This is a genomic window from Azospirillum sp. TSH100, from assembly GCF_004923295.1.
Lineage (GTDB): Bacteria > Pseudomonadota > Alphaproteobacteria > Azospirillales > Azospirillaceae > Azospirillum.
Genome location: NZ_CP039640.1, coordinates 138,663 through 159,823, shown reverse-complemented (window position 1 = coordinate 159,823; position 21,161 = coordinate 138,663). Strand labels below are relative to the sequence as shown.

At 67.7% G+C, this 21,161-nt stretch carries 17 protein-coding genes; 10 read left to right on the top strand and 7 right to left on the bottom strand.

From position 1 onward, the window contains the following. Positions 1-55: 55 nt before the first annotated feature. The gene (locus tag E6C72_RS30820; protein WP_109085352.1) at positions 56-880 is read right to left on the bottom strand and encodes a bifunctional 2-polyprenyl-6-hydroxyphenol methylase/3-demethylubiquinol 3-O-methyltransferase UbiG; all 825 of its coding nucleotides are present in this window, start codon (positions 878-880) and stop codon (positions 56-58) included. Between the two features lie 203 nt (positions 881-1,083). Between E6C72_RS30820 and E6C72_RS30815 the strand changes: the two genes are divergently transcribed. Next, positions 1,084-1,926 carry a hypothetical protein gene (locus E6C72_RS30815; RefSeq protein ID WP_109085353.1) on the top strand — a complete coding sequence of 281 codons (843 nt, stop codon included), beginning with the start codon at positions 1,084-1,086 and terminating at the stop codon, positions 1,924-1,926. Here the strand turns inward: E6C72_RS30815 and E6C72_RS30810 are convergent. Further along, on the bottom strand, positions 1,905-3,617 hold the full coding sequence (locus E6C72_RS30810; protein WP_109085354.1) for a glycosyltransferase family 41 protein: 1,713 nt from the start codon (positions 3,615-3,617) through the stop codon (positions 1,905-1,907). The genes E6C72_RS30815 and E6C72_RS30810 overlap by 22 nt on opposite strands. A 9-nt stretch (positions 3,618-3,626) precedes the next feature. Further along, complete coding sequence (locus E6C72_RS30805) at positions 3,627-4,214, bottom strand: SIS domain-containing protein (RefSeq protein ID WP_109085355.1); 588 nt, start codon at positions 4,212-4,214, stop codon at positions 3,627-3,629. 206 nt (positions 4,215-4,420) lie between these two features. Between E6C72_RS30805 and E6C72_RS30800 the strand changes: the two genes are divergently transcribed. Continuing rightward, on the top strand, positions 4,421-4,984 hold the full coding sequence (locus tag E6C72_RS30800) for a hypothetical protein (protein WP_109085356.1): 564 nt from the start codon (positions 4,421-4,423) through the stop codon (positions 4,982-4,984). Between the two features lie 44 nt (positions 4,985-5,028). Here the strand turns inward: E6C72_RS30800 and E6C72_RS30795 are convergent, their stop codons facing one another. After that, positions 5,029-6,369 carry a tetratricopeptide repeat protein gene (locus tag E6C72_RS30795; RefSeq protein WP_109085357.1) on the bottom strand — a complete coding sequence of 447 codons (1,341 nt, stop codon included), beginning with the start codon at positions 6,367-6,369 and terminating at the stop codon, positions 5,029-5,031. Between the two features lie 303 nt (positions 6,370-6,672). Between E6C72_RS30795 and E6C72_RS30790 the strand changes: the two genes are divergently transcribed. The 4 genes from E6C72_RS30790 to E6C72_RS30775 all read left to right on the top strand — a co-directional run bounded on the left by E6C72_RS30790 (position 6,673) and on the right by E6C72_RS30775 (position 15,487). Further along, the gene (locus tag E6C72_RS30790) at positions 6,673-8,274 is read left to right on the top strand and encodes a glycosyltransferase (protein WP_109085358.1); all 1,602 of its coding nucleotides are present in this window, start codon (positions 6,673-6,675) and stop codon (positions 8,272-8,274) included. Continuing rightward, positions 8,271-11,354, top strand: coding sequence for a glycosyltransferase (locus tag E6C72_RS30785; RefSeq protein WP_247875639.1), 3,084 nt, complete (start codon positions 8,271-8,273; stop codon positions 11,352-11,354). Before E6C72_RS30790 ends, E6C72_RS30785 begins: the two co-directional genes overlap by 4 nt. A 136-nt stretch (positions 11,355-11,490) precedes the next feature. Continuing rightward, positions 11,491-14,616 carry a M10 family metallopeptidase C-terminal domain-containing protein gene (locus E6C72_RS30780; RefSeq protein ID WP_109085359.1) on the top strand — a complete coding sequence of 1,042 codons (3,126 nt, stop codon included), beginning with the start codon at positions 11,491-11,493 and terminating at the stop codon, positions 14,614-14,616. Between the two features lie 127 nt (positions 14,617-14,743). Continuing rightward, positions 14,744-15,487: an FkbM family methyltransferase gene (locus tag E6C72_RS30775; protein ID WP_158280141.1), complete on the top strand. Its 744-nt coding sequence runs from the start codon at positions 14,744-14,746 to the stop codon at positions 15,485-15,487. Between the two features lie 32 nt (positions 15,488-15,519). Here E6C72_RS30775 and E6C72_RS30770 read toward each other — a convergent pair whose 3' ends face one another. Beyond that, a complete protein-coding gene (locus E6C72_RS30770) occupies positions 15,520-17,220 on the bottom strand; it encodes an ABC transporter ATP-binding protein (RefSeq protein WP_158280142.1) in 1,701 nt (566 codons plus the stop codon). Between the two features lie 245 nt (positions 17,221-17,465). Here E6C72_RS30770 and E6C72_RS30765 point away from each other — a divergent pair, with 245 nt between their 5' ends. The 4 genes from E6C72_RS30765 to E6C72_RS30750 all read left to right on the top strand — a co-directional run bounded on the left by E6C72_RS30765 (position 17,466) and on the right by E6C72_RS30750 (position 19,860). After that, a complete protein-coding gene (locus E6C72_RS30765) occupies positions 17,466-18,275 on the top strand; it encodes a 2OG-Fe(II) oxygenase (protein ID WP_109085362.1) in 810 nt (269 codons plus the stop codon). Between the two features lie 3 nt (positions 18,276-18,278). Further along, positions 18,279-18,965: a hypothetical protein gene (locus tag E6C72_RS30760; RefSeq protein ID WP_109085363.1), complete on the top strand. Its 687-nt coding sequence runs from the start codon at positions 18,279-18,281 to the stop codon at positions 18,963-18,965. Next, on the top strand, positions 18,962-19,378 hold the full coding sequence (locus E6C72_RS30755; RefSeq protein WP_109085364.1) for a lasso peptide biosynthesis B2 protein: 417 nt from the start codon (positions 18,962-18,964) through the stop codon (positions 19,376-19,378). Before E6C72_RS30760 ends, E6C72_RS30755 begins: the two co-directional genes overlap by 4 nt. Before the next feature lie 161 nt (positions 19,379-19,539). Beyond that, on the top strand, positions 19,540-19,860 hold the full coding sequence (locus E6C72_RS30750; protein WP_109085365.1) for a hypothetical protein: 321 nt from the start codon (positions 19,540-19,542) through the stop codon (positions 19,858-19,860). 90 nt (positions 19,861-19,950) lie between these two features. Here E6C72_RS30750 and E6C72_RS30745 read toward each other — a convergent pair whose 3' ends face one another. Together E6C72_RS30745 and E6C72_RS30740 are read right to left on the bottom strand one after the other, a co-directional pair. Further along, positions 19,951-20,574, bottom strand: a complete 624-nt coding sequence (locus tag E6C72_RS30745; protein WP_109085366.1) for a GNAT family N-acetyltransferase — start codon at positions 20,572-20,574, stop codon at positions 19,951-19,953. A 19-nt stretch (positions 20,575-20,593) separates the two neighbouring features. Then, entirely contained in the window at positions 20,594-21,160 is a 567-nt protein-coding gene (locus E6C72_RS30740; RefSeq protein WP_109085367.1) for a phage tail protein, read from the bottom strand. Position 21,161: the final 1 nt, after the last annotated feature.

Sequence of the window (21,161 nt, the reverse complement as noted above, 5' to 3'; positions counted from 1 at the left end):
CCCAAGAGCCCGGTTGGCGGCAATAAAGGGCTGCCTTCTTCGCTCCCCCGGTGCGTCACTCCTGCGGCTTGCGGCCGATGGCCGCCCAGGAGATCTCGTTGACCCAGGCGAGCCGGACGTCCTCCAGCCCGGCGCCCTGCATCAGCGCCTCCACCTCGTCCCGGCGCCAGTAGTTGGCGATCTTCGGCAGCATCTGGTCGAAGACGATGGAGCGCAGATGCGCGAAATCGAAGCGGCGGATCAAACGGAAATATTCCAGCCGGTCCAGCCCCAGCCGCAGGGCCAGCCACAGCAGCGCGGTCGGCGGCAGGGACAGCGCATGCACCAGCCCGATCGGCAGGCGGCTGAACAGCGTCTTGCGCAGCGGGTCGGCGAAGCGGACGATCCAGCCGTTGTTCTCGCGGCCATAGACCCAGATCATCACCCGCCCGCCCGGCTTCACCGCGCGCACCATGTTGGCGAGCGCGGTTTCCGGATGGGCCAGATGGTGGATGACGCCGATGGAGAAGGCGAGGTCGAAGCGTTCGACCTCGTTCAGCTCATAGGCGCTCTGGCGGCGCACCTCCATCGCCGGATGCGGCGCCAGCGTGGCGCGGGCGGAGGCGAGGCTGCGTTCGTCGATGTCGATCGCCAGCCCGCCGGCAGCACCGTAGCTCATCGGCCAGTGGCTGTTGCGCCCCATGCCGCAGCCGACGTCGACGAAGGTCAGGCCGCGCCAATCCTCCGGCGCCATGAAGGGCGTCCAGCGGCGGAACTGCTCCTGATAGATATCCTTCAGCTCGGCATAGCGGCCCCACTCATAGCCGAAGCGGTCGGCCGACCCGCTGTGCACCGCGGACGCGGTGTCGGGGGCGGGGGAAGAGGGCGGCGCTTCGCTCATCGCGGCGGTCCGGTGTGGTGGCGGGGGAAGACGGCGCTATCGGTAGAAGCCGGAGGGCGCGCTTGTCAAGGAAGGGCAATCGGGACGCTGGGGGACAGGCCGGTTCCTCCCGCCGCCGCGGGCGGCTACCATGCGGTCCCATCCCGCGAGACGAAGCATCCCCAGTCCCCATGCCCGATATGCCTCCCGATACGCCCCCCGATATGTCTGCCGGCCAGTTCCCCGGCAAGCCCGGCCTGCCCATCCTGTTCGTCCATATCGGTCACAAGGGCACGCTCGACATCGCGCTGGAACAGGCGGTGCGGGCGTCGCCCGACAGTCCGGTGATCCTGCTGACCGACGAAATCCGCGACCTGCCTTTTCCGGTGCATCAGGCCGACATCCGCCTCTACACCGGTTCCTACGGCCGTTTCGGCGCGGTGTACGAGCATCTCTCGGTGAATGGCGAGGGGTACGAGGCGATGTGCTACGGGCGCTGGTTCTTCGTGCATGAGTTCGCCGTCCGCCACGGGCTCGGCCGCTTCTGCGTGTTCGACAGCGATGTCATGCTCTACCGTCCGGCGGAACATTTCGCCGCACCCTTCGCCGGCCGCATCGCCGGCAACTGGAGCTGGGCCAACTGCTTCGAGGGGCCGGAGGCGCTGGGATACCTGTGCGACCGCTTCGTCGAAATCTTCGCCGACAAGCCGCGGCTGCACGCCCTGGCCGACCGCTTCCGCATCGGCGACCGGCCGCATGTCAGCGACATGCATCTGCTGATGGAGATCGCCGCCGCCGATCCCCGCTTCCTGGAGCAGGGCGGCCTGATCGACCGGGGGTTCGATCACAACATCCGCGACGGCAATCAGCGCTTCGTCCTGCGCGACGGGCTGAAGGACATCCGCTTCGGCCCTGACGGCATTCCGGTCTGCCCCCGCACCGACGGCGGTCCGCCGGTTCCCTTCACCTTCCTGCATTTCCAGGGACCGGCCAAGGAGCGGATGGCCGGCTTCGCCTGGCCAGCCCTGACCCAGCCCTCGGCCCTTCAGACCTCCGACCGCCGCTGATCGCACCAGCGCCGCCATATCAGCCGATAGGCGGTCTCCAGATTGCGCATGAAGCGGGTCTCGTCGCACAGCGCCGACGCCCGCACCCGCTCGCGCATGCCCATGCGCAGCCGCATCAGGCGGGTGAGGTCGCCGGCCAGCTCCGCGGCGATGGCGGCGTAACGGTCCGAGGTGGCGGCGACCAGTTCCGGCAGGCCGATGGCGGTCATCAGGCTGGCGCCGACGCGGGCGGCGTGGCGCCCGCCTGCCAGCGTCACCAACGGCGCCCCCATCCACAGCGTGTCGCAGGTGGTGATGGTGCCGTTGTAGGGATGCGGGTCCAGCGCGATGTCGATGCGGTTGTAGGCGGCCAGATGCCCGGCGGCGTCCTTGATGAAGCCGACGAGATCGAGCCGGGCCGGGTCGATGCCGGCGGCGGCGAAGCGCGCCCGAAGCCCGGCGGCGGTGCCGGCATCGGACAGCGGCCGGTCCTTCAGCAGCAGGCGCGCATCCGGCACGCGGCGCAGCACCTCGGCCCACAGCGCAACGGTGCCGTCGGTGATCTTCGACAGCTTGTTGAAGGATCCGAAGGTGACGGCCCCGGTGGCGCCGGCCGGCAGCGGCACCACCGGCGGGGCGGAAACCGGCGGGCGGAAGCACAGGAAGGGGGCGGGCAACCGGACCAGGGTCTCCACCGCATGCCCGTCGGTCGGTCCGATCGGATCGCTGACCGGATCGACGATGCGGTAGCCGACCGCCTCCATGCCGGTGCCGTTGGGATAGCCCAGCCACGTCACCTGCACCGGCGCCGGGCGCAGCGCCAGCATCGGCAGCCGGTTCAGCCCGGAATGACCGGCAAGATCGACCAGGATGTCGATGCCGTCGGCGCGGATCTGTGCCGCCAGTTCCTCGTCGTCCAGATGCCCCACATTGCGCCAACCGTCGGCCTGCGCCTTGAAGCGGGCGGTGTGGGCGTCGGCGTGGCTGTCCGGCAGGATCGAATAGCAGACGATGTCGAACCGGCCGCGGTCGGCCGCCTCGAACAGGGGCGTCAGGAAATAGGCGCCGAGATGCTCGCGGAACTCGACCGACAGGTAGCCGATGCGCAGCCGCTTTTCCGGATCGGGGCGGTTGGCGTGCGGAACGGCGGGCTTGCGGCCATTGCCGGCCCCATCGCTGGCCCCGTCGCCGAACCGTTCGTCGAAGCGCCGGTGTTCGGCCAGCAGGCGCTCGCCGGGCAGGTCGAGGTAATTGAGGCACAGCAGCCGCTGGCTGGCGACGCGCGGGTCGTCCGGCATCAGCGCCTCGGCCCGGTCGAAGACGGCGGCGGCCTCCGCCGCCTCGCCGCGCATCTGCCGGACCACGCCCAGATTGAACCACAGCCCGGCACCCTGCCGCGGTTCCAGCCGGATCGCCCGGCTCCAGCAGCGGACGGTCTCCTCCAGCCGGTCGCCGCCGAAGGCCTCGCTGCCCAACCCGACCCAGGGCTTGTCGTAATCCGGCCGCAGCGCCAGGGCGTTGCGCAGCGCTGCCGCCGCCGCCGCCGGGCGCCTCATCTCGGACAGGATGACGCCCAGATTGTTCCACAGGTCGGCGGCCGTGCCGTCCTCCGCCAGCAGGTCGCGGTAGAGGGCCGCGGCCTCTTCCAGCCGCCCGGCGCCGAGGGCGTCCAGCGCGCGGCGCTTCAGCGCATCCAGGGTAGACGGATCCATGGGGGCGTTTCAGGCCAGCCGGGCTTCGACCTGCTCGCACAGGTAATGGTAGAGGCAGATATGGACCTGCTGGATCAGCGGGGTCGAACGCGACGGCACGTCGAGCAGGATGTCGCTCAGGGCCGCCATCTTGCCGCCGCCCTCGCCGGTCATGGCGATGGTGGTCATGCCCAGGCTCTTCGCCACCTCGAAGGCGGCGATGACGTTGCGCGAGTTGCCGCTGGTGGAGATGCCCAGCAGGACGCCGCCCGGCTCGCCATAGGCCTCGGTCTGGCGGGCGAAGACGCTGTCGTAGGAGTAGTCATTGCTCCAGGCGGTCAGGACGGCGGCGTTGGAGCTGAGGCAGATCGCCTTCAGCCCGCGCCGCTCCTTCAGGAAGCGGCCGACCAGCTCGCCGGTGATGTGCTGGGCGTCCGACGCGGAGCCGCCGTTGCCGCAGACCAGCAGCGCCTTGTTGGCGCCGAGCGCGGCCGTGACCGCCGCGACCGCCGCCTCGACCCGGGCGGGGTCCAGGCTGTCCATGGTGCGCCGCAGGACGTCGATGGCGGCGGTGAGGCAGCCGTGCAGCGAGGGGGCGGTGGTGTCCTGGATGGCCATAGGCGGAATACCTTTGCGTGACCGATGGTGCGCGGCGGAGGGACGGCGGAGAGGCGCTGCGCGCGCCGTATGCAGCGGGCAGTGCATCCTATGGATCGCGGGGGCCTGTCAACTGCCAGCCGCGCAATGACGGCTTTCCCATACCGCGCGGAAAGCTTATTTTCGGTCCCGTGCCCCGGCAGCGGGGCGGATGCCGGGGATGGCCAATGACGACGCGGACGGTCCGGCTGGGCCCCCTCAGCGTGAAGATGTACTGTGCAATCGGCATGATCGCCGTGTCCTGGGCCCAGCTCGAGGACATGGTGTCGCTGTGCATCTCCCGGCTGCTCGGCGCCGATCACACCGAATTCCTGCCCATCGCGTCCAACATGCAGGTCAAGGCCCGCTTCGACGCGCTGAAGTCGATCGCCGGCCTGCGCCTTCCCCCGGACGAGGCCAAGGCCCTGGTCGCCCGCTGCGACGAGGCGCTGGAACTGGGGCGTGAGCGCAACAAGATCCTGCACGGCTCCTGGATCCAGGGCGAGACCGACGACGTCGCGATCCGCCTGAACTACCGCGCCCACGGCCGCATCTCGGCCGATGCCCCGGTCATCTCCGCCCGCGAGATCGCCGAGATCAGCGACCGCATCACCATGCTGACCGAAGGCTTCGCCCAGAGCCTCCAGCGCCTCGGCCTGTTCGACCCCAAGAACCCGATGCGCAACCCGGCGCGCAGGGCGGGACCGGTGGCGGCGACAGAAACGGCCAAGCCGCCGGAAACAGCGGACTGAGGCGGCCAGCCTCCTACCGCCCAGCTCCCTACCGCCCAAGCCCCTTACCGCCACGCCTCGAACGGCACCAGCCCGCGGTTGCCCTCTGCGGGGTGGAGCAGCAGGCGGGGGGAGGGGTTCAGTGCGGCGGCGGTGGCGGCGAAGGATCCCGTGCTGATCGCCAGGATGTCGGCCCGCGTCATCACCTGGAAATCCTGCAGATACTCCAGCCCCTCCCAGCGGACCGGGAAGTCGGCCGGGGTGGTCGGGTTGAAGCGGGCGAATTCGGGAACCACGCTCGGTTCGTCGGTGGCGACGAACAGCACCGGGTCCTCCAGCGTCGGCCACAGCCCGTCCAGCCAGTCCAGATAGAGCGACAGCGGCGTGTAGTCCTGGTTCCACCAGTCGGTCTGGCGGATATGGACGGCGACCAGCGTCCGGCCGCGGTGGCGCAACGCCTCCACCGGCGGCTCCAGGAAGCGGTCCCAGCAGGGGCGCGGAGTCAGCCAGGACAGGATGTCGGTCCGCCGCTCCTTCAGCATCGCGTTGACCGGCGAGCCGCCCAGGAACAGGTCGCGGTCGCGGAAGGGATCGGCCACCCGTTCGTCGAAGCCGCGGGCGAAATCCTTGCGCTGCCGCAGCCATCCCTGGAATTCCGGCAGCACAGACGGGTCCAGCCGCGGATCGTCGAGCGAAAAGAAGGCATGGCCGACCCAGTCGGGGGTCAGGAACTCCATCCCGTATTTCTCGGCATAGAGGCGGACGGCGACATACTCGTTCACCGTCTGGGCGAAGCGCCCATAGGAGCCGAGCGAGGCCATGGTCAGGCGGGGGCGGTCGTGCCGGGCCTCCCGCCGCCGGTTCCATCCTTCCGTCTCCGCCGGCAGCGAGCGGTCGAAGCGCATCAGCGAGTAGGCGATGTAGGAGGGCGAATAATTGCCCTTCAACGTGACGGAGCGCTTCAGCAGTTCATAGGCGCCGTCGGCGTCGCCCCCGGCCCGGCGTACCTCGGCCAGCCCGGCCATCGCCTCTGCATAGTCGGAACGCCCCTGGATGGCACAGTTGAAGGCCAGTTCCGCCCGGTCGAAATGCCCGCACAGCAGCAGCGCCATTCCCAGATGATAGAGGGTATCGACCGAGCCGGGATCGCGGCGCAGCGCCTCCGCCAGGATCGGCACGGCTTTCGCCGGCTCGCGGTTCTTGTAGGCGGATATGCCCTGGATCAGCAGGGCGTGTACGTTGCCGGGGTTGGCGGCCAGGATGCGTTCGCAGATGCCCGCGCTGATGTCGAGCCAGCCCGAATTGCAATAGTCGAGCGCCTGCCGGACGGCGTCGGGAACCGACATCCGCTGTCCCGGCAGAGTTTCGATCTGGACAGGGGTGGCGATTTCGGCGGAGGCAACCATAAAAGAGTACCCGGAAAGGAGGGCTGTGGTTGCCCTGACTTGCACCCGCACCGACCGGAGGGTCAAGCTGCCTTGTTGCAAGCCTCGGCGATTTCACCGATGTTCCTTCGCCTTCCGGCTCCTCCGATCCGGATGTCCGACTAAGCAGGTTTCTCCAGATCGGGCCACAGGCCCGGCCTGGAGAAACCTGCGGACTCTATGGTTTGCAGGTTTTCCGAGCCCGCCCAATCTGTGGGCGGAGTTCGGAAAACCTGCTTAGCCTCCCGCCCGTCTATTCTCCGGTTCCGGAACAGCGCCCGCGCCATGATCTCGATCCACGACACCCTGACCCGGGCCGTCGGCCTGCACCAGGCCGGCGAGAGCGACCGGGCGGTGACGCTCTACCGAAGCATCCTGGCGCTTGATCCGGCCCAGACGGACGCGCTCCACCTGCTTGGACTGCTGAGCCGCCGCCCCGACCCCTCGCGCGGGGTGGCGTTGGTGAACCGCGCCCTGCGGCTGGTGCCGGCCCATGCCGGCGCCCTGTTCAACCAGGCCGGCACCCTGCTGCAGATGGGCCGGCCGGATGCGGCCGTGGCCCATCTGCGCCGCAAGCTGGAGGTGGACCCGGATTGCGCCATGACATTGCGGCGTCTGGGGACGGACGCGCTCGCCTGCGGACGGATCGACGAGGCCGACCGGCTGCTGCGCCGTGCCGCCGCGCTGGAAACCGGTAGCGGCATACCTGATTCCCAGCTGCGCTGCGCCCTGGAACGTTGCGCCACCGCCCGCGCGATCGGCAACGATGCCGCAGACCCTTCGCTGCCGCCGGGGCTGGTGGTGCGCGGGGTGTTCCGCGACAGCAGCGGCTACGCCTATGCCGTCCGCCGTTTCGTCCAGGAACTGGTGGCGGCCGGGATCCGTGTGCGGCTGGTCGACCTGAACTATGGCGATGCCGACAACCTGCCGGACGACCAGATCGACCCGCTTCTGTTTTCGCTCGACCGGCCGGTGCGGGCCAAGGCGGTGCTGACCGTCACCACCCCGCCGGCAGTGGAAAGCATTCCGGGGCTGAAGACCGTCAATTTCAGCATGTTCGAGGCCGTCGACATCCCGCCTCTGTGGGCGGGCCTCAGCCGGCGCCACGACCATGTCGTCGTCGCCACCGACTCCTCCCGCACGGCCTGGCTGCGCGCCGGCCACCCGCAGGACCGCATCCATATCTGTCCCGCCGGGGTCGAGACGGTGGATGCCGCGGGCGTCGCCCCCGCCTACATCGTCGACAGCCTGGGCCGCCGGCTGGCCGACTACCCGGTACGCATCCTGAACGTCTCCGACTTCAACGACCGCAAGAACCTGGATGGGCTGCTGCGGGTCTGGCTGCGCACCACGCGGGCGGAGGACCGGGCGGCGCTGCTGCTGAAGGTCGGCAAGGGCGGCGGGATTTCCGACGGCATGCGCGATCTGCTGGCCCGGGTGTCGGCGCAGACCGGCCGGCCACTGGAACAGGTGGCGCCGATCTTCCTGGTGGAAGGCAAGCTGTCGGATGCGGAGATGATGTCGCTCCATGCCGCCTCGACCCATTACTGGAGCATGTCGCACGGCGAGGGCTGGGATCTGCCGATGGCCCAGGCCGGGGCGATGGGGCTAATCCTGCTGGCGCCCGACCACAGCGCCTATCAGGCCTATCTGGACGGGCGGGTGGCGCACATGATCCCCAGCGCCGTCACCCCCGGCATCGGCGGCTATGCCGGCCAGAGCTGGTGGAGCCCCGACGAGGGCGAGGCCGTCCGGCTGCTGCGCGCGGTCATCGACGACCCCGCCGGCACCCGCCGTTCGGCGCAGGCCCATCTGCTGGAGCATTTCAGCTGGCAGGCCGCGACCCGCCGGCTGATCGCCCTGCTGCGGGAGCTGGACGCGCTGTGAGCATCCCCGTCCCCGCCACCCCGAGCCTCCGCCTGCCCGATCCCGTCACGCTCTTCTGCTGCCTGGCCCCGCCCGACTATTACCGCCGGCCGCTGTTCTCGGAACGGGAGGTGTTCTGCGGGCCCGACTGCCCGACGGTGGAGACCGGCGATGGCTTCGCCTCGCTGAACACCCCGCCCGGCGAATATGATCTGGTGTCCGTCGTGGCGCGGCTGCCGGCGCACCAGCGTCCGGAGCTGATCGTGGTGAAGGCCGACGCCACCCGGCGCAACCTCCCCCGCGGGCTGGGCCGGCTGACGGGCACCAAGGTGCTGCTGGTCGGCGACACGCATCATTTCGCCGCCCCCTTGCGCGGGCTGCTGGCCTATGGCGCGATGGAGGACTTCGACGCGGTGATGCTCGACCACACCCGCCAGCACGCCCATCTCTTCCTGGAGGCGGGGTTCGAGCGGGTCTATTGGGTCCCGGCGGTCGATTATGCGTTGCGCCGGCGCGACATCCCTTCGTCTCCCCAGGCGCCCCTCACCTTCGTCGGGCAGACCGGGGCCTTCCACCCCTGGCGCCGTCATGTGCTGGACCGGCTGAGCGCGGCCGGGCTGCCGCTGGTGAGGATGCGCGCGGAGCCGGAGAGGGCGGCCGATGTTTATGCCTCCTCGCAGGTCACGCTGAACGTCTCGCTGAACGGCGACCTCAATCTGCGCGTCTTCGAGGCATTGGGGGCCGGCGGCTTCCTTCTCACCGACGCGCTGTCGGCGGATGCCGGGCTGGAGCGCTGCTTCACCCCCGGCCGCCATCTCGTGACATACCGCTCGCCGGACGAGCTGGTGGAGCTGGTGCGCCATTACCTCGACCATCCGGACCAGGCGATGGCGATCCGCCGGGCTGGCCAGGCGCATCTGCTGGAGTTCCACAGCCCGCAGGTCAAGCGCGCCCAGTTCTTCGCCGCCGTGTTCGACGACCGCGTCGACCCGGCGCTGGACGTTCGCGGGGAGCGGCGCGGGCTGCTGCCGCTGCCGTCCCGGAGCACCGGCTTCCGCCGCCGCCTCGCCGCCTACGAGGCGCTGCAGAAGCTCCAGCTGACGTCGTCGCGGCTGACCGTCCACGCAGCCGGCCAGGACGGGGCTGAGGACGGGTTCGCCGCCGACCTGCGCATCATGACCCGCGATCTGCCGCGGGTGGCCTTCACCACCCCTGATGCCATGGGGCCTGATGCCATGGCTCCTGATACCGACGGCGCCGTCAGCCTGCCGCTGCCGCCATCCGGCGAGCGGGTGCGGGATGAGGCGGTGCTGCTGCTGCCCTGGCCCGACAGGGCGGAGGTCGACCGCCAGATGGCCCGGTTGCCCGGTGCCTCCGTCCTCTGCCCGACCGTCTCGGCGCGCGACCATGCCGCGGCGGCCGCCCATCTGGCCGGCTGGGGCTTCGCGCCGACCGAAGCCGGCGGCATCCTGTTCCAGTGCGCCGACGCCCTGCGCTATGCCGGCCGCTCCCTGTCCGACCCGGCCCTGGCGGCCGCGCTGGAACCGGATCTGCGGCGCGCCCGCATCGCGGCGCTGGAGCCGATGCTGCAAACCGCGGAGCAGATGGTCGCCGTCGCCCGGCTAGCCTCCCGTTTCGGCGAGACGGCTCTGGCGGAGCGTTTCCTGCTGCGCGGCGTCAGGCTGGACCGTCAGCAGCCGGATGCGCTCGCCGGGCTGGCGCGTTTGTACGCCGCAAGCGGACGCCAGCTGGAGGCCGCCATCTATCTTGCGGAGGCCCGGCGCGCCGCGGCGCTGTCGGCCATGGCGGAACCCGCTCCGGAACCCGCTCCGGATCCGGCACCCGATCTCGATGCCGCCGCGCTCGCGACCGCCATCGGCGACAGTCCGGCGCTGGAACGTTACCGCAGCCTGTTCCGGCAGGCGACGCTTCCCTCCACCGGGCGGCCCCGCCGCATCCTGGTGGTCACCAACCTCTTCCCGCCGCAGGAGTTCGGCGGCTATGGCCGCAAGCTGTGGGAATTCTCGGCCGAACTGATCCGCCGCGGCCACACGGTGAAGGTGCTGACCGCCGACGTGCCCGACCTCACCCGCCCGGGCATGGCCGGGACCGAGGACATCGAGGCGCATGTCGACCGCTCGCTGACCCTCTATGGCACCTGGAAGGACGGGCGCGCCTTCACCCATGACGACCGCGCCCATTGCGCCGCCCTGATCCGTGCCAACATCCGCCGGGTGCTGGAGACCGCCCGCGACTTCCGTGCCGACGCCTGTCTGGTCGGCAACCTCGACATGCTGGCGACCGAGTTCCTCGACCCGCTGACCCGGCAGATGGGCGTCCCGGTGCTGCATTGCCTGGGAAACCAGCACCCCGGCTATCCGCCGGAAGCCGCACCCCGCTCCCCCCTCTACCGCGCCGGACCGGCCAGCGGCTGGGTGGCGGAGCGGCTGGCCGCCGGCGGCTATGGCCTGTCCGCCACGGTGATCCATCCCGGCGCCCGCGTCGATTACTTCCACCGCGCGGTGATGCCCTCGACCGACCGGCTGCGCATCGCCTTCGCCAGCCTGTTCGTGAACTACAAGGGGCCGCAGACGCTGGTCAACGCGCTGGGGATTCTCCATCGCGAGGGCATCGACTTCGACTGCACCTTCGCCGGGGAGGCGCCGGACGCCGAACTTGCAGCCCGCTGCCGCGACTTCGTGGAGCGCCACGGCATGACCGGCAAGGTGCGCTTCACCGGATTCCTCGACCGCCGCGGCATGTCCGACCTGTTCGCCCGCTGCAACGTTCTGGTCTTCCCCAGCGTCTTCCAGGAACCCTTCGGCATTTCGCAGGTCGAGGCGATGGCCGCCGGCCTGACCGTCATCGGCAGCGGCACCGGCGGCAGCGGCGAGGTGCTGCGCGACGGCGTCGATGGCCTGCTGTTCAAGGCGGAGGACCACGAGGCGCTCGCCGGCTGTCTGCGCAGGCTGATCGGGGACCGCGCCGCCTGGCTGCGCATGGCCCTGTCCGGCCGCGACCGCGCCCGCGACTTCACCGTCGCCCGCTCCGTCGACCGGATCGAGGCGGTGTTCGAGGAGCTGATCGCGCAGAAGGGATGATCGGGGGGCGCGATTTTCGCCCGTTGTCCATTGGCCGGTGAGAAAAAAGGTCCGGGGAACCCACCCCTTTCGATCGGGGAATGAAAGGTTGTAGAGTGGCCGAGCCGCAGTCCGCGGCACGGATTCCCTCGCGGCCATGACGACCACCCCCTCCGATCTGTCCGACGGTTCGGCCGGCACCTTGCCCACCTGTTCCTGCCTGCTGTGCAGCGCTGCCGGCTGGAGTGCCGCTCCCATCGCCGCAAGCCCGGATCCGCAAAGCCCGGATCCGCAGGGTGCTCTGCCGCAGGGGGCCGTCGCGTCCACCATCTCGGCGCTGCTGGCGACGGGGACGCCGCGCTGGGGCAGCGGCGGAGTCGGCAGTGGGGCGACCGTCACCTACAGCTTCATGGAGCAGGCGCCGTCCTACGCCTCCGCCTCCGACTCCACCGGTTTCGCGCCGCTGTCCAGCGCACAGCGCGACGCGGTGCGTCAGGCCTTCGCCGCCTGGAGCGCCGTCGCCAACGTCTTCTTCGTCGAGACCTCCGACAGCGCCAACAGCGGGCAGGGCGGGTCGATCCGCATCGGCACCAACCGGCAAAGCTCCAGCGCCGCCTACGCCTACTATCCGACCGGGGCGCTCTACGACACCGGCGGCGACATCTATCTCGCCAACAACACCTCGACCAACACCAGCCCGACGCCGGGAACCTACGGCTACCTGACCATCCTGCACGAGATCGGGCATGCCATCGGGCTGAAGCATCCCGGCAACTACAACGCCACCGGCGGCGGGGGCGAACCGCCCTACCTGTCCTCGACCGAGGACAATTACCGCTACACGCTCATGTCCTACAACCGGCACCCCAGCCTGGGCCTGAACGGGCTGGCGACGGGGCCGGCGCTGTACGACATCGCCGCGGCCCAGTACCTGTACGGTGCCAACACCGGCACCCGCATCGGCGACGACCGCTATGTCTTCGCCAGCAACACGGTCGCGGTCAGCCAGTCGATCTGGGATGCCGGCGGGACCGACAGCATCGACGCCAGCGGGCAGGCCTCGGCCGTCACCATCGACCTGACGCCCGGCGCCTTCAGCTCCATCGGTCCCAACGGCTCGGGCGGGCTGGCGGTGGGCAATGTGTCGATCGCCACCGGGGTCACCATCGAGAACGCCATCGGCGGCAGCGGCAGCGACATCCTGATCGGCAATTCCGCCGCCAACCTGCTGGTCGGCGGAGCCGGCGACGACACGCTGACCGGCGGGGGCGGCGACGACACGATCCAGGGCGGCGGCGGCACCGATACCGTGGTCTACAGCGGTACCCGCTCTTCCTACACCGTCACCGTCACGTCGGACAGCGCCATCATCTCCGGCGGCGGCGAGGGCACCGACACGCTGACCGACGTCGAGTTCGCCCTGTTCGCCGACACCCGCATCAGCCTGATGCCCCCGGCGGTCACCGCAAAGCCCGGCCGGGTTTCCATCGGCTCCTCCATCACGCTGGCCAGCCTGATCACGGCGGCCGATCCGGCCGGCGGTCTCGTCACCCAGTATGAACTGGTCGACAACACCAACGGCGCCGGCTCCATCATGGTCGGCGGGGTGGCCCAGGCGACCGGTGCGGTGGTCTCGCTGAGTGCCGCCGCCTTCGCCGGGGTCACCTTCGCCGCCTCCACCCTGACCAGCGTCGACGAGCTGTCGGTGCGCGCCTACAACGGCGTGGCATGGAGCCGCTGGATGGGATTCACCGTCGCCTCGCGTCCTGCCAACCGTCCGCCGGTCGTCCAGGGCGACAAGACCCTGACCGCCCTGGAGGCCGGGCCGGCCATCGCGCTCGGCATCGACCGGCCGAGCGATCCGGACGAGGGCGACAGCATGACGGTGACGCTGGTCCGGCTGCCCGCCGCCGGCACGCTGCGGCTCGCCAACGGCACCGCCGTCACCAGCGGGACGATGCTGAGCGGTGCCGATCTGGCCGGCCTGACCTATCAGGCGCCGACCGGCACCCCGGCATCGCCGGGCTCCTTCGCCTACACCGTGACCGACAGCCAGGGTGCCGTCAGCGGCCAGACCGTGACCTTGCGGGTGACCACGCTGGCCGAGACGATGGCCGGCTTCGACCCGCTGGTCTATCTCGCCTCCAACCCCGATCTCGCCGCCGTCTTCGGCACCGACGCGGCGGCTGCGCGTGCGCATTATCTGTCCACCGGCCGGGCGGAGGGGCGGGCGGCCCGGTCCTTCGATCCGCTCTCCTACCTCGCCGCCAATCCCGACCTCGTGGCGGCCTTCGGCTACGACCTTGCCGCGGCGAGCCGCCATTACCTGGCGCTGGGCCGGCGGGAAGGGCGCTCGGCCGGCAGCTTCGACCCGCTGGCCTATCTGGCGGCCAACCCAGACCTTGCCGCCGTCTTCGGCACCGACACCACGGCCGCGACCCGCCATTACCTGTCCAGCGGCCAACGCGAAGGCCGCAGCACCCGCTTCGACGGCTACGGCTATCTGGTCTCGAACCCCGATCTGGCGGCGGCCTTCGGGCTGGACCCGGCGGCGGCGGCCCGCCATTACGTGACCTCCGGCCGGCGGGAAGGGCGCGGCATCACCTTCGACAGTCTGGCCTATCTGGCGGCCAACCCGGACCTTGCCGCCGTCTTCGGTACCGATACCGCCCTGGCGGCCGGCCATTACCTGTCCAGCGGCCGGCGGGAGGGGCGCAGCACCAGCTTCGATGCGCTTTCCTATCTGGCGGCCAACCGCGATCTCGCCGCGTCCATCGGCAATGATCCCGTGCGGGCGGAGGAGCATTACATCCGCTTCGGCCGTCTGGAGAACCGCGGCACCAGCTTCAACGCCCACGACTATCTGCTGGCCAATCCGGACCTGCTGAGCGTCTTCTCGGGCAGCGAGCAGCAGGTGAAGCTCTATGTCGTGCTCTACGGCAACACGCCCCGGCGCGACGATGCCGGTTTCGATGCGCTGAGCTATCTGGCCGCCAACCCGGATCTGGCGGCAACCTTCGGCACCGACACCGCCGCCGCCACCGCCCATTACCTGTCGACCGGACAGGCCGGCGGACGCCCGATCCGCTTCAACGCGCTCGCCTACCTGATGGCCAACCCCGACCTCCAGCGCGCCTTCGGCAGCGACCAGCAGCAGGCGCTGGTCCACTTCATCCAGTATGGCCGCAACGAATCCCGCCCCAACCCGATCGGCTATGTCCGCCCGTCCGCAGCGGGGCTCGCCATGGCGAATGACGGGATGCTGGCAGCCGGTGTGGGCTAGCGGCGCGAGGTGGGTCGCAATCCATGAACGTGATCGGTCCGTCATGTGACTGCAAAATTCATTGCGATCAATTTTTGAATATTTTAAATTGAAGGCGGCGCATTGATGTTGAATTCGCCAAATAAACTTGCTGACTGTTAAGGGGCTGGAGGGCAATTTGTTTAAATCATTGTCATTGAGAAATATTGGGGTTGATCAGATATGTCAGCATTCTTTTTTTAAAACTCTGAACAAAGACAGTATTGTGGTGGATTTCGGAGCCAATGGCGGTGCGTTTTCGCATGCCATCATCAAGCGTTATGGGTGCCGGGTGTTTTCGGCTGAACCGGTTCCGGAACTGGTGCGGAAGATCGATCAGCATCCCTCCCTGACTCTGCAGCCTGTCGCCATATCCGGCATGAACGGCACAATGAGGATCAACATCTATCCGGATCGTTGCCCCAGTGCCTTCGACCGCTATGAACGGGAAGGATTGGTCGAAGCCATTGACGTCGAAACGGTGACCTTGGAGGAGTTTCGGCGCCGTTGTGGCATCGAAGCAGTCGATTTGCTGAAAGTCGATATCGAAGGCTCCGAGCTTGATATGTTTCTATCTGTTCGTCGTGAAGAATTATCAGATATAATGCAGATCAGTGTTGAATTTCACAGCTTCATATATCCGGATACCCTGGAGAAGGTGAGGATCGTAAAAAATAGAATGCGTAAAATTGGGTTTCGCGTTATAGATTTTTCGTTGAATAATACAGATGTATTGTTCGTAAATCGTCGGGCTTCGGTGGGGGTGTCGCATATTTTTTGGGCGGCGACTGTCTTGAAGTATTGTCGTGGTATCCGTCGACGGCTGCGGCGTCTGGTTGGGCAAAGCGCGTGAGCTGAAAGGAATCCCGGCCGGCCTCCTTCCCGTCACGCCCCGTCCTGTTGAGCGAACCGCTGGATTTTGCCCCCGTCCAGTTCCAGCACCATGTCGGCGGCACGGCGGGTCCGGTCGCGGTGGGTGACGGCCAGGATGGTCGTTTGGCGATGCAGCCGTTCCAGGGTCTGGAGCACCATGGCTTCCGATCCGGCATCCAGCGCCGATGTCGCTTCATCCAGGATCAGCAGACGCGGACGGCGCAGCAGGGCGCGGGCGATGGCCAGACGCTGGCGTTCCCCGCCCGAGACGGCTCCGCCGCGGTCGCCGACGACCGTGTCCAGGCCCTGTGGCAGAGCACGGACGAAGTCGGCGGCAGCGGCGGCTTCCAATGCCGTCCACAGGGCAGACTCGTCGGCATCCGGAGCGGCAAGCAGCAGGTTGGCGCGGATCGTGTCATGGAACAGGAAAGGATCCTGCGACACCACGGCGATCTGACGCCGCCAGGAAGGCAGCAGGGCAGGCACCAGTTCCACCCCGTCGACATACAGCGAACCCCGTGTGGGCCGGGCCAGACCCGCGGCCACGTCGGCCAGGGTGGATTTGCCGGCTCCCGACGGGCCGGTGACCGCCAGCAGCACGCCGAAGGGCAGGTCCAGTTCCACCCCGTCCAGCGCCTGACGTCCGTCGGGCGTGCGCAGCCCCACGTCCCGGAAGGACAGGCTGCGGGTGAAGATGGGCAGGTTGCCGCCCGGTCCGTCTGCCTGACCATCCGCCGACCCTTCCGCCCCGGTCCGCAGCCTTTGCAGCATCTCCTCGTAAATGACCAGGGCGGGCAAGCCGGCCTCCAGCATCCGCCAGAAGCGCAGGCTGGCCAGCGTCCGCTGTGCCAACCGGGCGAAGGCGAGGATCACCACCAGGGCCTCGCTCAGCACCTGCTCCAGCCAGAAGACCGACACCATGACCGCCAGTGCCGCCATTACGGCAGCGGTCAGCACCAGCGCAGCATGCTCATAGGCCTGGATGCGGCTGTGCCGGGACTGCAACTGACGCAGTGCGGCGAAGCGGCGCGACAGGTTGCCGCTGCGCACCGCCTCCGCTCCGAACCCCTTGATGATGCGCAGCCCTGCCAGATCATCGGTAAGATCGGCCATCATGTCCTGATGCGCCCGGCCCAGGCGCAGGCCGATGTCGAAACCGCTGCGCCCGATGCGCCGGATCAGCAGCAGGGCCAGTCCGGACAGAAGCAGCGTGACCAGCGTCAGGACCGGAGACAGCAGCAGCGCGGTCAGCAGCAGCATCGGCATGGTCAATGCCGCCACGCCCAGGCTGACCAGCGCGTCATGGCACAGCCCCAGACGCCCGACCTCGCCGATGATGATCTGCTTGATGCTGGTGGCGCGCAGCGACTGGAAAACCGGCCAGGACACGTGCAGCAGCGCATCGTGCATGTTGCCGCGCATCCGGTCGACGAACCGGTTGCGCTGGTCGTTGCTCAGCGAACTGCGGACAGCGACCACCCACGCCGCCGCCGCCACCAGCAGCAGGTAAAGCCCCAGGCCTGTCAGCAGCGCCCCGCCCGGCGGTTTGGCGTTGCCGCCGACTCCCACAAGGTCCAGCACCGGCACCAGCATCAGCAGCCCAGCCCCTTCCGCGAGGGAGGCCGCCAGTCCAAGCCCCAGCATCAGCACGATGCGGCGCCGGCCATAGGAGGCGGTCAGCAGGACCAGCAGGCGTCGGACGGCTGGCGACACGGCCGCCGTCCTTTCGCTTCCAGCCCGGCCTGGCTGCAAGCCGTGCATGCGATCCACCACTTGCGTCTTCCTTCCTGTCCGGCTTTCCGGTCTTGGTTTCCCTGCCTTGGCTTCCCTGCGGCGACCGGGGCGATCGTTGCCGGTCGGACGATGCAACACCGGGTTCTTTTTGAACGATTTCATTGTTGCTGTGCAACTTTTTGGATATTTTGGCCTTTCCTTTTCCTGCGGGTCATCGGCGGATCATGTCCTCATATTCCGTGTCATCGGTGCTCGCCCGTGCCGGCCGGGCCGACATACGGCTCGACCCGTTTCCCCATATCGTGATCCCGGATGTGCTGGAGGCGGCAGGCTATGCGCAGCTTGCCGAAAGCTATCCCGGTTTCGGGCGGATCGGCTGGGATGATCCGGCCAGACGCATTCCCAGCAACCAGCGCTTCATGCTGGGCGCCGATATGATCATGGCCGATTCCGGCATGCCCGATTGCTGGAGGGCGTTCGCGGCCCGGCATAGCGGTCCGGAATTCCTGGCCGAGGTGGAGGAGCTGTTCGCCGGGCACTGGCACCCGGCCCTGCGGCGCGTGCTGGATGGACGTCTGACCGGCCATACCACGGCGCGCCTGTCCTTCATGACCGCTCCGCCGGGGGACGAGACCATCCTTCAGGATGCACGGATCGAGATCAACACGCCGGTGAGCGGGAAGGCGTCCGTCAGCCGTGGCGCCCATCTGGACACGCCGAACCGGCTGTTCACCGGCCTGCTGTATTTCCGCGATCCGGCCGACGACAGCGTGGGTGGGGAACTGGTGCTCTACCGCTGGCGTGACGGCGTGTCTTCCCAGCCTTTCGCCTTTCAGCAGCCTGCCGAGGCGGTGGAGGAGGTGGTGCGCATCCCCTACCGGGCCAACCAGCTGGTGATGTTCCCGCAAGGGATCCATGCCCTTCATGGGGTCGGGATGCGCCATCCCACGCCCCATATGCGCCGCTATGTCTTCATCACGGCCGAACTGCGCCAGGACTGGCTTGCTGACTGGCTGGCGGACGGGGAAGCCTGATCCATGCGCCTGTTCATCCACGGCATGCAGTCCAGCGGCGCCACCGCATTCACCCGGATGCTGGCGGAGCGGCCCGGCTGCGTGGCCCTGGTCGACATTCCCAACAATTTCGCCGCCCCGCGGGTGACGACGTCGCAGGACTTCGTGGCCAAGGCGGTGATCACCACGGCCTATCCGCTGGCCACCCATGTGGAGCGCTTCCGGCCGGACCGGGTCATTCTCTTCCTGCGCGACCCGCGCGACAATTACGCAAGCCTCCGCACGAAGCAATATCGCAACCATTCGGGCCTGATGGACGAGAAGTTCATCCTGCTGGACCAGCTGTTCGCCGAGCGGCACCGCTTCGACGCCGTCATCCATTACGAGGATGCGGTGGCGGTGGACAGGGGGGTGCTGGACGATCTGGAGCGGCTTGGCTGGCCCGCGACGCCGGACTGGTACCGCTATTCCCGTTCCTATGACGATATCCTGGGCAGCCTGTGGGCGGCCGAACCGTCATTGCGGGAGGATATGGAGGTTGTGTTCGGCAATACCCGTGGCAACGGGTTGTCGGACCGCTTCCGGGAGAAGCCGCGCGACCCCGAGACCGAGGAGAGGTTGGCCGTGCTGTGCCCGCGGCTACTCGCCCATTACCGCGACCGCGACGCCGGGAAATCGTCCGGCTGCGCACCGGTTTCCGGCCTGCCATGAAACAGCGCCTGCTGCGGCTGGAGGCGCTGCTGGCCCTGCTTCTGGCCTGGGGGCTGGTGTTCCTGTTGCCGCTTCGCCTGACCCGGCGCCTGCTGGGGGGGATGGAGCTTCCCGGTGCCGGGGCGTCTTCGGCAACCGCGCCCGTCCTGGCCCGCGCCCGTGGCGCCTGCATCCGTCTGGAGCGGGTGGCGGCCTGCCTGCCCTGGCACAGCAGCTGTCTGGTCCAGGCGGTGGCCGGCATTCTGTTGCTGCGCAGACGCGGCATCGCGGGAGCCACCATCCGCTTCGGCGTGCGCAAGACGGACATGGCGTTGGAAGCCCACGCCTGGCTTCTGCTGAACGATGCCATTCTGCTGGGCGGCGGCGAGGCCGGGAGCTTTTCCCCCCTGGCCGACCTGTCCCGCCGGGGCTGAGGCCATCCGGCGCCAGCGGAATGCCCGGATCGCGATGGCTATCCCGAAAGATATCGAGAGCGATCATCCTCATCAATCAGCACGCCGGAGTTGAATCGGTGTGGAATTCGATCCGCCAATCCGTTATCGTGCACCGACCGCACGGGCAAGGAGTTGAGCGTATGACCGATCTTCTATCTCTGGCCGATGTGACCCACGAGACTTTCAGTCCGGCTGTGAAGCAGAATTTCACCGTTCGCTGGCCGGATGTTACGGAAGATCTGGTGCTGACCGAGGTGAAGATTGGCCGGATGGACGACGATCCCCGGCGCAAACGGGTCCCTTTCTCTCTGCTGTTCCTGGGGACGACGCCGAATCTGACCCTGAACCAGATGATCCACCCGATGGAGAATCCTGCCCTGGGTGCGATGGAAATCTTCATTACCCCCCTCGGACCGGATTCGGACAGTGGACTTATGGTTTATCAGGCCTGCTTCAACTGACGATCCCTCTTGATTGGCGGCTTGTTGATTGGGGTGGTGTGATGGAAGGGGAGACACTTTCCTCCATCACACCACCTTTTCCCTTTAGACTCAGCCGGTGAGGCGCAGCCCCGGACTGATGGGGCCGTCCTGCCAACGCATCGCAAGGGTTGCCTGGCGAAATCCGGGAGCCTCCTCCACGAAGCCGAAACGGCTGTAGAGACGGCGGGCCGGATTGGTCGTATCGACATTCAGCGTGATGCTGGCCCGCATGGAGCGAGCAAGTCGCAGCAGAGCCGCAAGGATCATGCTGCCGATTCCCATGTCACGGCAGTCTGGCAGGATGAGGAAGTCGAAAAGCCGGCATGACGGACCAGCGTGACCCTGGCTCCAGTAAAGATAAATCCGGCCCACTGGACGGCCCTGGCGCAGGATTATGGCGTAATCCGCGCCAGGGTAGTGGGACGTATGGTGGATGTACTGATACGAGAACTGCTTCTCCACGAAGTCCTGCTTCGTATCGCGGTCCCACATATTGCCAAGGGCGATCATCTCCGCTGCGCGGCTGCCGGCATAGAGACTTCGAATGAACGGAATATCCCCCGGCGTCTCCATCCGCAGACTGATCCCGTGGCTGGTCATCTCCGGGGTGGGCTGCAGCGGAAACCGCAGCGGACTGGGCGCCCGCTGCGGAAAATCCACCCCTGGCAGCCGGAAAGGCTCGTCAGTCTTCATGATCAGGCTGCCGCACTTGTCAGTTCGGATTGACTGGATACATGCCGTTGACGCAGATGCAGAAATTCATCGGCAGATAGGGTTGGCGATTCTCGTGCGCTGCCACCGACGCCAGGGAGCCGCCCCCAGGCTGTATCATTGTCGAGTTCATGGTGACATCCGGGACAGTCGGAGCGAGAACGAAGCTGTTGACGTTGATGTTGTTGCGCAGGACCGATGTCCCCATGGAGAGAGGAGCCGCCGTCGCCGGACTCGCCGTTTTTGCGCTGCTGTTCACCGTCACCAGATTGGCTTGATGGGTGTGGTTTCCAATATTTGTCGAGTTCAGGGTCACGCTTTCGTGACCGTACAGCTTTCCCATGCCATAGTAGGACAGACCCGTACCCTGGCCAAATCCGACGGGGATATTTCCCTGAAGATTTGGCAAGTTGAATGTGTTTTTCCCATCGCCACCATAACGGGTGTAGAGGATAGAATAAAGAGCTGGGTTCTGCTGGATCAGAATCTGAGCTCCGTTACAGTAGGCCCAATCCTGAGGATTGTAGCTGAATCCGAAAATACGGACTTCGCCGGTGAATGCATCCATG

Bases quoted from the DNA above. Each gene is read 5' to 3' on its own strand.
- E6C72_RS30820 (WP_109085352.1), bottom strand. From the start codon at position 880: ATGAGCGAAGCGCCGCCCTCTTCCCCCGCCCCCGACACCGCGTCCGCG.
- E6C72_RS30815 (WP_109085353.1), top strand. From the start codon at position 1,084: ATGTCTGCCGGCCAGTTCCCCGGCAAGCCCGGCCTGCCCATCCTGTTC.
- E6C72_RS30810 (WP_109085354.1), bottom strand. From the start codon at position 3,617: ATGGATCCGTCTACCCTGGATGCGCTGAAGCGCCGCGCGCTGGACGCC.
- E6C72_RS30805 (WP_109085355.1), bottom strand. From the start codon at position 4,214: ATGGCCATCCAGGACACCACCGCCCCCTCGCTGCACGGCTGCCTCACC.
- E6C72_RS30800 (WP_109085356.1), top strand. From the start codon at position 4,421: ATGACGACGCGGACGGTCCGGCTGGGCCCCCTCAGCGTGAAGATGTAC.
- E6C72_RS30795 (WP_109085357.1), bottom strand. From the start codon at position 6,369: ATGGTTGCCTCCGCCGAAATCGCCACCCCTGTCCAGATCGAAACTCTG.
- E6C72_RS30790 (WP_109085358.1), top strand. From the start codon at position 6,673: ATGATCTCGATCCACGACACCCTGACCCGGGCCGTCGGCCTGCACCAG.
- E6C72_RS30780 (WP_109085359.1), top strand. From the start codon at position 11,491: ATGACGACCACCCCCTCCGATCTGTCCGACGGTTCGGCCGGCACCTTG.
- E6C72_RS30765 (WP_109085362.1), top strand. From the start codon at position 17,466: ATGTCCTCATATTCCGTGTCATCGGTGCTCGCCCGTGCCGGCCGGGCC.
- E6C72_RS30760 (WP_109085363.1), top strand. From the start codon at position 18,279: ATGCGCCTGTTCATCCACGGCATGCAGTCCAGCGGCGCCACCGCATTC.
- E6C72_RS30755 (WP_109085364.1), top strand. From the start codon at position 18,962: ATGAAACAGCGCCTGCTGCGGCTGGAGGCGCTGCTGGCCCTGCTTCTG.
- E6C72_RS30750 (WP_109085365.1), top strand. From the start codon at position 19,540: ATGACCGATCTTCTATCTCTGGCCGATGTGACCCACGAGACTTTCAGT.
- E6C72_RS30745 (WP_109085366.1), bottom strand. From the start codon at position 20,574: ATGAAGACTGACGAGCCTTTCCGGCTGCCAGGGGTGGATTTTCCGCAG.
- E6C72_RS30740 (WP_109085367.1), bottom strand. From the start codon at position 21,160: ATGGATGCATTCACCGGCGAAGTCCGTATTTTCGGATTCAGCTACAAT.